Raw genomic sequence first — 13,474 nt, 5'->3', positions numbered from 1 at the left:
GCCGCGGCCTCTCCGACGCAAGGGAAGAAAGGCTGGGGATCGACGGCGCACCGTCAGGGCGGGATACTGAGCTCGTCCCCTAAGTATCGGTTGGCGCCGCGAAACCGCGCGATGATGGCCCACCTGGTTGGTCGAGTAGAGATTGCACATCGTCAGACTTCCGGTCGGGAGTGGCGCGGCTGCAAGGCCAACTGCAGCAAGGTCGCTGCGGGACGTCGGCCCGCTTTGGCGCACTCACGGCAGCGCAGCCGGCCGGCAAGGTCGTGCACGAAGGTGGTTGGCGAGTGCTTCATCGCCGCAAGGTCGACGTCACTTGGTGTCTTGCACCGCTCGCAGCGGATCTCCAGCCAAGCAAAGCCGCCGTTGATGGCCTGGTCGATCGTCGGCGAGGGATCGATCGGCTCGCCATCTGACCACATCCGCTCGTTCCAGCTTTCGCAGAGCAGTCCGTCGGCCTGCTGGATCAGCGCTTCACCTCTGGCCCGTATCTCCACCGACTGCGAGGCGAGGATGCTGGCCATTGCGCGCGCCTTGCCGAGTTCCCTGGTTAGCGTCTTTCGGGCGCCGCCCGACAGTGGCGTGGGATGATATTTTGGGGCCATCCGGACATCCAAGATTCAGAGAGATCGGATCGGCAATCCGGGGCTGGCTAGGTCGTCCCGAACCCGGGCCAGCATCCGTCTTCTTCGTGCCTGCCAGTGCGCTGTTCGCAACTGTCGTCCAGGAGCCGTTGCGCGACATCCTTCAAGACGGCGCTCCCGCCGTAGAGCCGGATCGCATCGACGGTCTGGATTTCGACGGTTCGCTCGCAGCGGCGGCAGCAGACGCGCAGTACGTGGCGCTGGATCTCCGACAGCTTTCGCTGTGGTGTCGCAACGCCGGCACCAGCGCGATGATCCTTGAGAAGCGAATCCCAATATTCCGCCGGCAGCGCTTCATCCGGAGCCGCATCGGGTACCGCCTGCCTTCGGCGCGCCTCGGCAGCCAGTTTTTCCATCTGTTTGGGTGTCGGCATCCGCCAGCTCGCAGGTCGATCAGTCATATCCGAATTAGAACATAGCATGAACGATTGTCGAGTCCGCTCAAAGTCCCGGAGCCGAAAAAATGATCCTGCTGGCAAGAACAGAATGTCGGAACCAAGCTGCCCGGTTCGTCTTGAATCCTGCATCTGTATCGGAGTTCCCCATGGCCCCCCGCGCGAACTGGAAAGGCTTCCTGCGCCTTTCGCTCGTCACCTGTCCGATCGCGCTGTATCCAGCCACCTCAGAATCCGAAAAGATCTCCTTCAACCAGCTCAACCGACAGACCGGTCACCGCATCAAGTACATGAAGGTGGATGCCGATACCGGCGAGGAGGTTGCCAACGAAGACATCGTCAAGGGCTACAAGGTCGACACCGACACCTTCATCGAGGTGACGAAGGAAGAGCTCGAAAACGTGGCTCTGGAATCGACCAGAACAATCGAAATCGACGAATTCGTCGATCGCAGCGAGATCGATCCGCGCTACCTGATTCGCCCCTATTATCTGCGCCCCGAGGGCAAAGTCGGCCACGACGCTTTTGCCGTGATCCGCGAGACCATCCGCGAGATGAACAAGGTCGCGATCGGACGTGTGGTGTTGACCAACCGCGAGCACATCATCGCGCTCGAGCCGCTGGACAAGGGGCTGATGGGTACGCTGCTGCGCTATCCCTACGAAGTGCGGTCCGAAGGAGAGTATTTCGACGAGATCCAGGATGTCAAAGTCACCAAGGACATGCTCGACCTCGCCAGGCACATCGTCAATCAGAAGGCGGGCCGGTTCGAGCCGGGCAAATTCGAAGACCAGTACGAAACGGCGCTCGTCGATCTCATCAATCAGAAGCGCGCAGGCAAACCCATCACGCCCAGGGAGCGACCGCGCGGCGAAAACGTCGTCGACCTGATGGACGCGCTGCGAAAGAGCGTCGGCGGCGCTGCGTCAGAGACCAAGACGCCGAAGAAACAAGGCAAGAAGCCACGCAAGGCGGCGGCCGGCCAGAAGGAGATGCTGATGCCGATCGCCGGCAAGAAACCGGCAAAAGAATCCGTTGCCAAGAAGCCAGCGGCCAGGCCGCAGCGGAAGTCGGCATAGTCCATCGTGAAGCCTCCGGAGACGCCGGGCGGTCGCCACGTCGTCGTTAGCGGCAGACTGAGGCGCCTGGCGAACGCCGGACGCGATGAGGCCAAGCGCGATCTCGTTGGCCGGCTGATGGCAGCCCGGTGTTCGGTGCGCGACGCCAAGAAGGCGTCGCCCGCGAGGCTGAAGCCGCCGCGGATCTCAAGCGGCGCATAGCGAAGAACACGCTGACTGGTATGCGAGACTCGCTCGCTCCAACCATGGAGGACCTTGAATTGCCAAGAGCCGCTATCTTTGACCTGGACGGCACGCTTCTGGACTCGGTGGATCTCCACGCGATCGCATGGCACGAAGCTATGATCGAGTTCGGCCACGATGTGAGCTTCGAGCAGGCTCGAAGCCAGATTGGCAAGGGTGGCGACAAGCTGATTCCCGTATTCCTGTCCGCGGAACAACAACGAGACCATGGTAAAGAAATGGAAGAGTGGCGCGGCAATCGTTTCAAGACCGAATATCTGCCTCTTGTGCGGCCATTTTCGGCAGTCCCCGACCTGCTGCGACGCGTGCGCGATACCGGACTTCGGGTCGCCATCGCTTCCTCGGCCAAGAAGGATGAACTCGACAACTACCTCGACATCGCGCGTATCGCCGACCTCGTGGACCTGACGACTTCTTCCGACGACGCCGAGGAGTCGAAACCTGCTCCGGAGATCTTCGAGATCGTTCTCAAGAAACTCAAGATCGAAGGCGCCGACGCCGTCGCGATCGGTGACACGCCTTACGATGCCGAGGCGGCCGGCAAGGCGAACGTCCGCACGATCGGTGTGCTCTGCGGAGGCTTTCAGGAGAGCCAGCTTCGACAAGCCGGATGCCTCGAGATTTATCCCGGACCGGCTGCGCTGTTCGCCTGCTTCGACGGCTCCCTACTCGCCAAGAGGACTTGAGTAGAAGATGAATTCATCTGGTAGCAGGCCGGCGCTCGACCTTTCGGCGATCTGCGAGTTTCGCCTGGCCATCTCCCAGCCACAAATTGCGAGCGGCCGATGGGCAATCGGCATGAAGACGAGCCGCAGAAGAATGATCCAAGGCTTGTTGAACAGAGAATACGGGAGGCTGTTCGTTCAAGATATAGTTCGCCCACACGGCTGCGGCATGGCAACCTGCCACGCCAACAGATGAGATCGTTACCCCGATCATGTTCGATCTGACCTTTCTCGGAACCTCGGCGAGCGTCCCGTCCGCAGAGCGCAACCATCCTTGCCTCCTTATCGAGGCGGGCGGGCATCGCATCATGATCGATTGCGGAGAGGGAACGCAGCGCCAGCTGCTGCGCAGTGGGGCCGGCTTCAGGAGGCTGGACCGGCTCCTGCTGACGCATGGCCATTTCGACCACGTGCTCGGCATTCCCGGGCTCTTTTCAACGCTTCGGCTGCGGCAGAACGCGGAACTCATGACCATCCACGGCGGCCCGGGCACAATCGACGTGGTCGTCCGGATGCTCGCGGGCCTGTGGGGCGAGGGAAATGCGCCTGTCCCGTTGGAGCTCGTCCCGCTTGCGACGGGACAGGTCCTTGACGCCGGCAACTTCACGATCGGTTGCTTTCCGGTCCGCCACCGCGATACCGACAGCTTTGGATTCTCGTTCGAAGGCCGGGTCCGCCGTCACCTCCGGCCCGACCGCCTGGCTGCCCTCGGAGTGCCAGACGATCCCGCGCGCAAGCAACTGGCCGAAGGAAAGCCGGTGACGCTGGCGGACGGCAGGACGGTCGATCCCGAGGACGTTCTGGGACCTCCGGAGGGCCGAAAGAAGCTTGTCGTCATCGGCGACACCGAAACCACCGAAGGCTTGGCCGAGCACGTTCGCGACGCCGACGTGCTGGTGATCGAGGCAACGTTTCTGCAGCGCGACGAGGCCATCGCGCGCGACTACGGTCATCTGACCGCGGGCGAGGCCGCGGCGTTTGCGGCCGAAAGCGGCGTCAAGCAACTGGTCCTCACTCACATTTCCGGACGGTATCCGGACGAAGACATTCTGGCGGAGGCGGCGAAGACGTTCCTGAATAGCCGGGTCGCCGCCGACTTCGATCACATCGCGATTTGAGCGACCGCGGAGGAGAGCCGCGAGGCAGGCGACGGTCATCGTCTCTACTGCGCGAAGGGTCTCTGCAACAATTGTTCCCGCGTGCCGTCGGTAGCGGAGGGAATGCGGCGACGGCAGCCCGCGCCGCGTAGCGATAAGACGATAGCTCGCTGCGCCGAGCACCATCAGGGCGGAATGGTCATCCCACGTTTACGGTCCGGTCACTCCACCCCCAAAGAATCGGACCACGTCCTCGGGGGCGAGTTGGATCCGCAGCGCTGCACGCAGCGCATCGATATCGAAGTTCCGCAGATCCTCGTTGAAATCCCCGCACTGCGGCGATAGCACGACCGCCCCAATCCCGGCCTCCTTCGTGCGGCCGATCAAGCCGTTCATGGCGCCATCGCCGGCCCGATCGTTGTCACGAACGATATAGAGACGGCGCAGCGCTGCCGGGAACAGGATGGCTCCGAGGTGGGCGGCCGAGAGTGCTGCCGCCATCGCCATGCTGGGCAAGACACAGCGGAGCGACAGCATGGTCTCGATGCCCTCGCCCGCCGCCATCACGTCGCTGCCCGGGCCGAAGCGGACGGCGTGCCCGAGAAGGTGGCCCATCGCCCGGCGCGGAGTATCGATCGGCGCCTTGTCGCGCCCTGAGGGATCGAGCCAGGTGCGGTGCGCTCCGGTGATGTGGCCCTTGAGGTCGGTCACAGCCGCGATCATGGCGGGCCAGGTTTCGGTCGGCGCGTCTGCCTCGGGACGATAGTAGCAGCGTGGATGGAATCGCAGGCTGTCGGTGCCATGCAGGTGAGTGATGCCGCGTCCATACAAGTAGGTTTCCACGATCGTCCCGGCAATCGGCTTAGAAATGGTGAACAAGCGCTGTGCCGATTCCGGTGAGCCGATCGGCACCGAAGATGGACGCGGTCGTTGGCCCGACCTCTGCTGGAGGCGTGGCAGACTGAGAAACCGTCGAGCCTCATCGAGGACATCGTGGAAATCGAGCAGGCCGCAACTTTCCCTGATCACGTCGAGCAGGTCGCCGTGCTCGCCGGTTGCGGCGTCGGTAAATTTGCCCGCCGGCCGGCCACCAGTGTCGCCGCCGCTCAGCCGAACAAACATCGAGCGGCCGGGACTGTTCCTGACATCGCCGACCTGCCAGTAGTTGCCTACCCGACGTCCGGACGAGAGATAGTGGCGACACACCGCCTCGGCCTCGCGCGCGAGGAGATGTGCCAGCTCTGCTGCATTGCCCAGCATGTCACGCCAACGCGCGATCGGCGATCTGCACGACCGGATAGCGTTCCAACACCCTGCCGAGGACGGCCGGGCCAGTCGCATCGACCGGCACAAAAAAGCGCAGCTTCCAGGAGATGATCTCGCTGAACAGACCGTCGGCACGCAGTCGGTCACGCATCGGCTCGGTGAAGCCGGTCAATTCGATGCGGTCGGCACCCATCACTCGAACGCGGCGAAGCTGGAGCGCCTCCGTGAGATCGATGATGACCTTGCCATCCAGCAATGCCGCGAAAGCCGCATCTGGCGTCAGGTTTGCCGTGCCGCCTTCGGTGGCAGCCACCACCCACGCCGGCGAGACCTTGCGGCCGATGATACGTTCGCCGGTATCGGTCTGCAGCCGATAGACCCTGGTCGATTCGTTTGGCAGCCGCTTCCAGATCGGCAGCAGCAATCCCGTGACCAGATAGATCGTGCTCCATTTGAATTCCGGAATGATGGCGAGCTCGGCCAGCCATGCTGCCGAAAAGCGCTCGCGGTCCGCTTCGACCCCATAGCTCTCGGCCATCGCGTTCAAGGAGTGGGTCTGACGCTCCAAGGGCCGGACCAGGCGGACGCGTTGCTCGATCTCGCCGTCATCAAGCATAAGGCTCGGCGCCGTGACCTGCACCGCGGCATGCCCGGACCGCGCATTGTGGAGCAGAACAGCACGAGCATCGCTAAGATGATCCAGAGCATCCATCAGCGCCATGGGATGATTGCGCTCGCGCTGCGTGATCGTGAGCAGCCGGGTTTCCGCCGCGGTCGAGGGATGCGTGTAGATCGTGCGCCTGTCGGTGACGACAAAACTCTCGGCGCGGAGCGTCTCCAAACCGACGTCGTAGGTCCCGGATGAAACGGCGCCCTCGATCCGGGCGGTCAGCAACTGTTCGAACGCCGTAAACAGCACGTTCTGCAACTCGATGGTCAGCGCCAACAGTCGGTTCAGGAAGGTGGTAATGGGCGGCAACTCATCCCTGAGGCCGTTGGCGTCCATCAGCTTCAGGCCAGTCGCGTCCTCGAACCTTTCGAGCGAACAGCCTTCGACCTTGCCTCGCGCCAGCAGCATATAGAGCTGGCGTAGGGCATCGCGGCCGTACTGGCTTTCTAGATTGTCCTCGGGACGAAACAGACCCTGCCCCCCAGTCTGGCGCTGGCCACGCGTGATGGCGCCGAGCGTATCGAGGCGACGGGCGATCGTAGAGAGAAAGCGCTTCTCGGCTTTCACATCGGTCGCAATGGGCCGAAACAGCGGTGGCTGCGCCTGGTTGGTGCGGTTGGTGCGGCCGAGCCCCTGGATCGCCGCATCCGCCTTCCAGCCGGGCTCCAGCAGATAATGGACACGGAGCCGACGATTCCGCGCCGACAAATCGGCATGATAGCTCCGCCCTGTGCCTCCCGCGTCCGAGAACACAAGGATGCGCTTGACGTCATCCATGAAAGCGGAGGTCTCGGCGAGATTGGCCGCCCCAGTGCGGTTCTCGACCGCGAGCCGATCCTGGATGCGTACGATGCGGCGCGAACGACCGGTAACCTCGGCGACCATGTCGGTACCAAAGCGCTGTACGATCTGATCGAGGGCGCCAGGTACCGGCGACAATGAAGCGAGGTTCTCGATCAGGCGATCGCGACGGGCGACAGCTTCGCGGCTCTCAACCGGCTGACCGTCTCGATGGAGGGGCCGGGAAGAAAGGCTGCCGTCCGCGCCGGTGAAGGGCTCGTAGAGCTGGACCGGGAAGGAATGAGCAAGGTAGTCGAGAACGTATTCCCTGGGGGTGATGTCGACCTGAACGTCGCCCCACTCTTCGGTCGGGATATCCGCCAGGCGGCGCTCCATCAGCGCCTCGCCGGTCGAGACGATCTGGATCACGGCAGCATGGCCGGCGTCGAGATCCTGCTCGATCGAGCGGATCAATGACGGCGTCTTCATCGAAGTGAGCAGATGGCCGAAGAAGCGCTGCTTGGCGCTTTCGAAGGCGGACCGAGCCGCGGACTTCGCTTGTCCGTTCAGCGTGCCGGACTCGCCCGTGATATTGGTGGCCCGCATCGCGGCATCGAGGTTGTTGTGGATGATGCTGAACGCGCCGGCATAGGAGTCATATATCCGGACCTGCTCGGGCGCAAGCTGGTGCTCGATAAGCTCGTATTCGACACCTTCGTAAGACAGGGAGCGCGCCGCATAGAGCCCGAGCGCCTTGAGGTCTCGGGCCAGCACTTCCATCGCCGCGACACCGCCCTCCTCGATCGCCTCGACAAACTCGGCACGGGTGGCGAATGGGAAGTCGTGGCCACCCCACAACCCGAGTCGCTGGGCGTAAGCAAGGTTGTGCACCGTCGTGGCACCGGTCGCGGAGACGTAGACGATTCGAGCATTTGGCAGTGCGTGCTGGAGCCTGAGGCCCGCACGCCCCTGCTGCGAAGCGGCCAGCTCACCACGTTCGCCCTTGCTGCCAACCGCGTTCTGCATCGCATGGCTCTCGTCAAAGATAATGACGCCGTCGAAACCCGAGCCCAACCATTCGACGATCTGCCGGACGCGCGAAAGCTTGTCGCCTCGTTCGTCGGTGCGCAGCGTGGCGTAGGTCGTAAAAAGGACGCCTTCCACAAGCCGGATCGGCGTGCCCTGGCGGAAACGTGAAAGCGGCGAAACGAGCAGCCGCTCCATACCGAGCGCCGACCAGTCGCGCTGCGCATCCTCGATCAGCTTGTCGGATTTGCTGATCCAGACCGCGCGACGGCGGCCCTTGAGCCAGTTGTCCAGCAGAATGCCGGCGACCTGCCGGCCCTTGCCCGCCCCGGTGCCGTCGCCCAAAAACCAGCCGCGGCGAAAGCGGACGGCATCCCTGGCATCATCACATGCGGCCGCTACGACATCAAAAGTCGCATCGACCGTCCAGGAGCCCGCGAGAAATCCTGAATGCGACTCGCCAGCATAGATGATGCTTTCGAGCTGGGCGTCGGAGAGCAGGCCATCGACCACAAGCCGTGCCGGCAAATGCGGCCGATAGGATGGTTTCGGCGGCGCGACGGAGGCCATCGCCACCGACTGCACGAGCCTGGTCGGATGCGCGTGGGATGCGGGAATACGGATCGACTGCAATCCGTATTCTTCATAGAGTACATCGGTGAGCCGGGCGCCTTCCGGCTGAGCCCGCTCGACCATCTCGTATTCCAGTTCCGTCGCCTCGGGAGGCGTTATCGCCTGAAAGCACCGAATTGGCGCCACAGCACGATCTGGCCGCGAAGGGATGTGGCGCCTGCGAGCACCGGCGAACTGTGAACCGGTGGTTGGCAGTCTTATTGGCAGTCTCGCGGGGACCTGGGCGGTCACCCAACCAAGCAACGTCGAGACATCTGGAGCCATGCCCGGCGAGACGGGAAACACGGTGGGATCGATGGCGGGCTCCTTGTCGATCACCAGCAGCCTGGTGTCGACGTGGGTACCGTGCTTCGCATAGACCCCGCCCTCGATGGCGGCAGAAAACACGACACGCCCACAGGTCTGAAGATGGACGAAGGCCTCAGACCACGCCGGGTTATCCGGCGCAAAGCTTGCACCGGTGATGGCGGCCAGACGCCCACCATCGCAAAGACGCGTCAAGGCCGAACTGACATGCCGGAGTGCTGCGTCCGCCATGCGGCGATCGACGTTCGCCATCACTGAGAATGGCGGATTCATCAGAACCACGCTCGGGGCAATGCCGGCACCGAGATGATCATCGATCCGCGCGGCGTCAAATCGTGTCACCTGAAGGGTGGGAAACAGACGATCGAGCAGGGCTGCTCGGGTCTCAGCCAACTCGTTCAAGACCAGCGCGCCGCCCGCGAGTTCCGCGAGGATGGCGAGCAAGCCGGTGCCTGCGGAGGGTTCAAGCACGCGGTCGGACGAGGTGATGCCGGCTGCGTTGCAGGCCGCCAGACCAAGCGGAATCGGCGTCGAGAACTGTTGCCGCGCCTGACTTTCCTCCGAACGCCGCGTATGGGTCGGCAGACAGTCCGCAATCTTCGCGAGCATCGGCAGCATCGCGCCTGGTGAATCAGCCTTGGCACGGATCGCCGGGCCGAACCTGCGAAGGAACAGAACGGTCGCCACCTCGCAGGCGTCATAGGCAAGTTTCCAGTCCCAGGCGCCGGTCGCATCGGAGGCGCCGAAGGCAGCCTCCATCGCGCCGCGCAGGATAGCAGCATCGATGCGACGGCCGCGTTCGAGCTCGGTCAAGAGCTGTCGCGCGGCCCTGACGACAGCGGAGGCAACAGCTGCGGCGGCACGCATCGAGAGCGACGCGGCGGAGGGGCAGCCGACGAGAGATTCAGTCATGGCGGGATGTCTCGGGGAGAGCAGGAATGGGGGGGCGAGCCGTCAGGCGCTCTCCTTAAGACCGCGACGGCTCAAACCCTTCCCGGCCGGCCTCTCCCTCTCCGTCTCAGCCATGAATAAGGGGACCGGCGCTCACACACAGGTCCCCAGGGAGCGTTGGACGGCCGGATTCATCTCGCGAACATGATCTCATTGGGCGGCATCACGCTGTGGGCGATCGTCATCGCCGGCGCTCTCCTGGTCCTCATCGTCGTTGAGGAATTCGGGGAGCGCTCCGGCTTCGCCCTCCGGCGCCGCCGGCGATGCGACGACGTCGACGAGACGCAACGGCTCGGGCAGCCAGCCGCAACCGTCGAGAAGACGCTCGGCCTCCTTGGCCATGTCAGCCTTCTTCAAGTGGTCGATCAGTTGCGCGGACGGCTCGCCCTTTGCCTCACGAACCGCATCAAGAATGCGGGGTTTGGTGATGCGGCCGAGATAGTTGTCGACGGTCGGTCTCCACCCGGCCTGGACCATGTCGAGCCCGACGGCGCGCGCCAAGACGTCCGCCTGGTCAAGGCGTGTACGGACGCCATGACTGGAGATACGGCCCTGATTGGTGCGGCTGGCCGACTCGTAGAGCGCATTGACCGCAAACGATGCACAGTGAGCAAACAGCGAGGCCTGAGCCCCGCCGCCGAATGCGGTGAGTGCGTCCCAAAGCTCCGCCTCGTCCTTCGGTAGCCGCTCCTTCCAGCCCTGATGGCGCGTATCGATGGCTTTGGCGGACACGCTATCGTTCAAACCCGGTGCTTGAGCGGGAAAGGTCGGCGTGTGCAGTCCGATTTCCAGGCAGGTCCTTGCGGAGGCGAATCGGTAGAAGGTCGCCAGCACGAAGTTGTGCAGCACCGCCTGGAATGCGATGGCAGGATTTTCGGCAAGTGCATTGCGCAACGCCAGAGTACGATGTGCCGTCAGCTCGATGATGAGGCGATCCGGCAAAGGCCTCACGGCGTCCTCGTCATCCTCATCGGCTTCAGCCGCGCTACCTGCGACCGAGACCACCGTGCGCTGCACAGGGGCGCGAGTCGCTTGGCCCTCGATCGAGGACGTGTCGGTTTCCTGCTCAATCTCAGCGCCGGCTATGAGCGCCTCGTCCTCCGGCCGGACGTAGCCCCGATCCGCGGAAAGCCGTCCTTCCGAATCGATGCTGACGAAGACGCCCGCTCGCGCGATGTCGGCCGGATCATAGACCTCCGACCGATCTTTGAACGCCAGCAATGCGGCCTCGATCTCGCCGAGACGCCGGTCGACCTCGTCCGGCAACTCGTCCGCATCCTGATAGTCGAGTTCGATTTTGGCTTGCTCGGCGTTGAGCGCGTCGATGGTGGCCTGCTCGTCGGCGGTGAAATCGGCAGGTTTTCCTTCGAGTACGCGCGAGCCATTGGCATAGCCATAAGGGAAATCGACGGCCACCGAAATCCACTTCCAGCCTTCGGCGGCGATCGTCCCAGCCTCGCCCTTCAGCTTCTCGGTAACGAGACGTTCAAGCAAGGCGACGTCCTGCAACCAGCCGCCATCGTCGTGCTCGAACAGGTCCCGCAGGATACCGCCGCCAGCGTGTTCGTAGGCATCAACGCCAACGAATTGCGCGCGGCGATCGGAGGCGCGGACGGTCTCTTCAGTAAGCGCGCGCCGGATCTGGTATGGCTCATCGCGGCCGGAGCGGCTGACGTTCTCAAAGACCTGTTCCTGTCGAGCGTGATCGCCTGTGACCGAGAACGCCATGAGCTGCTCGAGGGTCATGCCATCTTCGGCATAGACTTCGTGCAGCTTCGGCGATACCGACGCCAGCCGCAGCCGCTGCTTCACGACTGCCGGGTTGACGAAGTGCCGGGCAGCGATGTCTTCCTCGCTCATCCCGCCATCGCGCAGGGCCTGGAAAGCCCGGAACTGATCGAGCGGATGCAACCCCACCCGCTCGTCATTTTCCGCAAGCGAGTCGTCCTCGGCAATACCCCCGTCGCGAACGACGCAGGGAACGGGTTGCGTTTTCGCCATGCGTTTCTGCTTCACCAGAAGCTCCAGGGCCCGATAGCGCCTGCCACCGGCGGGCACCTCGAACATGCCGGTCTCGTTGCCCTCGGCATCGACGACGGCGCGTACGCTGAGGCTCTGCAACAGTGTCCGCTGCGCGATGCTCTCGGCCAATTGCTCAATCGAAATGCCAGCCTTCACACGGCGGACGTTCGACTGGCTGAGCACGAGCTTGTTGAATGGAATGTCGCGCGAGGGCGACAGCGTGATCTTTTGAACGGCTTTGGTCATCTTTACGTCTCCACGACGGGCAGCCAAGAGACTCTCTCTTGGTTCCAACCCGTCGCGAAAAGCGTTCGCTCCTCTCACTCTCGCGCGCCCGCTGTAGATTGTGGATCACGCCACCTGGTGATCGCCAACAGCCGAATCCGTCGGCGCGCTCACGATGGGTTCGGGAACGAAGCCGAGCAGATAGTCCGCGGCCTTGCTCGCCTGCGACGCCGCGCGCACGATGGCGCGATGGTCCTCGCGCAGGACTTCGAGCCAGGCGCCTATGTAATCGGCATGGCGCACGGTCGGCACGATCCCGAGCGAGGCGCAGGCGAATGCGGCACTTAGTTCGGCTACCAGTTCTTCGAAGGCGTATTTCCTGGTGCCGTAGGACCCACTATGGTCCCGGTTGAGGCGCGACGGATGTCCGCTGGCATGACCGAGCTCGTGGAGCGCCGTTCGATGCCAGTTGATCGGCTCGAAATAGGCCTGCGGTGGCGGGACCTGCACGTAGTCTTCGACAGGCGCATAGAATGCGCGATCGCCGCCAATGCGAAACGTGATGCCGGTGGCCTTGATCAGGGCTTCGACCGAAGGCTCGATCAAGCCCGGGGGCGGTGGCAGCGCTGCAGTCGCGATGTCATCCGGCAACGCTTCGCACTGCTCGACGTTAAACACCGTGAAGCGTTTCAGGAACGGGATCGCCTGCGCCTCTTCGCCGGTCTCGGCCGCGCGCCGCTTCTCGCTGCCCGGGATGAAACGATCGGCGTAAACAACTGTGGTGCCGCATTCGCCCTTGCGGACATGGCCGCCGAGCGAGAGCGCCTGGCGGAAGGTAAGCCAGCTTTGTCCTGTGAATCCCCGCTCGATCACCGCTCCCCAAAGAATCAGGACGTTGATGCCACTGTATTGCCGGTCAGTCGACGCGTTCTTCGGCATCGCCAGCGGCGCCTTCGCCGCAGCCGTCCCCCAGGGCTGGACCCACGGTACGCGGCCGGCCTCAAGCTGGGCGATGATCTTGTCGGTAATCTCGTCATAGAGGTTCGCCCGGTTGTGGCCGGTGCGCCCCCGAACAGCATGTGTTGACATCGCGGATCTCCGCGACGGGCGCCGCAAGCCTCCCTCGTGGCCATCAACCCGTCACGGCAAACCAGCCGGCCCTCTTACTCTATATGCTGTGTCCACGGGCGCGCTGCGCCGATGAGATCGGTGGCCGCCGCGCGTCAGGGATGGAAGCCCGAACAGTGAAAGCCCGGCATACGTCGGGGTTTCAGCGAAGCCGACAGCCCGGTGCCGCAGGGAGACGCCCGGTCGCAACACGCGCCCTGCAAGTTCGTCGAGCTGATCAACCTTGGACGAGATGTCGTGATCCGCAACCAACTGTAAACAGCCGCCGGCGATGCCTTGTCCAGAGC

10 protein-coding genes are annotated in these 13,474 nt (G+C 63.5%); 3 read left to right on the top strand and 7 right to left on the bottom strand.

The features are described from left to right. Positions 1-152: 152 nt before the first annotated feature. Entirely contained in the window at positions 153-602 is a 450-nt protein-coding gene (locus tag WCB02_RS29740) for a hypothetical protein (protein ID WP_423963526.1), read from the bottom strand. Between the two features lie 47 nt (positions 603-649). Further along, positions 650-1,042 (bottom strand): hypothetical protein, encoded by a 393-nt coding sequence (locus WCB02_RS29735; RefSeq protein ID WP_423963524.1) that lies wholly within the window; start codon positions 1,040-1,042, stop codon positions 650-652. 143 nt (positions 1,043-1,185) lie between these two features. Between WCB02_RS29735 and WCB02_RS29730 the strand changes: the two genes are divergently transcribed. The 3 genes from WCB02_RS29730 (at position 1,186) to WCB02_RS29720 (ending at position 4,201) form a co-directional block, all read left to right on the top strand. Then, positions 1,186-2,115: a Ku protein gene (locus tag WCB02_RS29730; protein WP_423963522.1), complete on the top strand. Its 930-nt coding sequence runs from the start codon at positions 1,186-1,188 to the stop codon at positions 2,113-2,115. A gap of 245 nt (positions 2,116-2,360) precedes the next feature. Further along, complete coding sequence (locus WCB02_RS29725; protein WP_423963528.1) at positions 2,361-3,044, top strand: HAD family hydrolase; 684 nt, start codon at positions 2,361-2,363, stop codon at positions 3,042-3,044. Between the two features lie 251 nt (positions 3,045-3,295). Continuing rightward, entirely contained in the window at positions 3,296-4,201 is a 906-nt protein-coding gene (locus WCB02_RS29720; RefSeq protein WP_423963519.1) for a ribonuclease Z, read from the top strand. Between the two features lie 189 nt (positions 4,202-4,390). Here the strand turns inward: WCB02_RS29720 and WCB02_RS29715 are convergent, their stop codons facing one another. From WCB02_RS29715 to WCB02_RS29695, 5 genes are all read right to left on the bottom strand, one after another. Next, complete coding sequence (locus WCB02_RS29715; RefSeq protein ID WP_423963516.1) at positions 4,391-5,440, bottom strand: DUF7146 domain-containing protein; 1,050 nt, start codon at positions 5,438-5,440, stop codon at positions 4,391-4,393. Between the two features lies 1 nt (position 5,441). Then, a complete protein-coding gene (locus tag WCB02_RS29710) occupies positions 5,442-9,773 on the bottom strand; it encodes a strawberry notch-like NTP hydrolase domain-containing protein (RefSeq protein WP_423963514.1) in 4,332 nt (1,443 codons plus the stop codon). A gap of 189 nt (positions 9,774-9,962) precedes the next feature. After that, positions 9,963-12,080, bottom strand: a complete 2,118-nt coding sequence (locus WCB02_RS29705; RefSeq protein ID WP_423963512.1) for a ParB/RepB/Spo0J family partition protein — start codon at positions 12,078-12,080, stop codon at positions 9,963-9,965. Positions 12,081-12,185: 105 nt separating this feature from the next. Beyond that, entirely contained in the window at positions 12,186-13,148 is a 963-nt protein-coding gene (locus WCB02_RS29700; RefSeq protein WP_423963510.1) for an ArdC family protein, read from the bottom strand. Between the two features lie 51 nt (positions 13,149-13,199). Continuing rightward, positions 13,200-13,474, bottom strand: a 275-nt coding sequence (locus WCB02_RS29695) for a hypothetical protein (RefSeq protein WP_423963507.1), incomplete at its 5' end; no start/stop codon positions are given.

Source organism: Bradyrhizobium sp. (genome assembly GCF_049581145.1).
In the GTDB taxonomy this organism is placed as follows: Bacteria; Pseudomonadota; Alphaproteobacteria; order Rhizobiales; family Xanthobacteraceae; genus Bradyrhizobium.
This window is presented reverse-complemented; position numbering and strand designations above follow the sequence as displayed.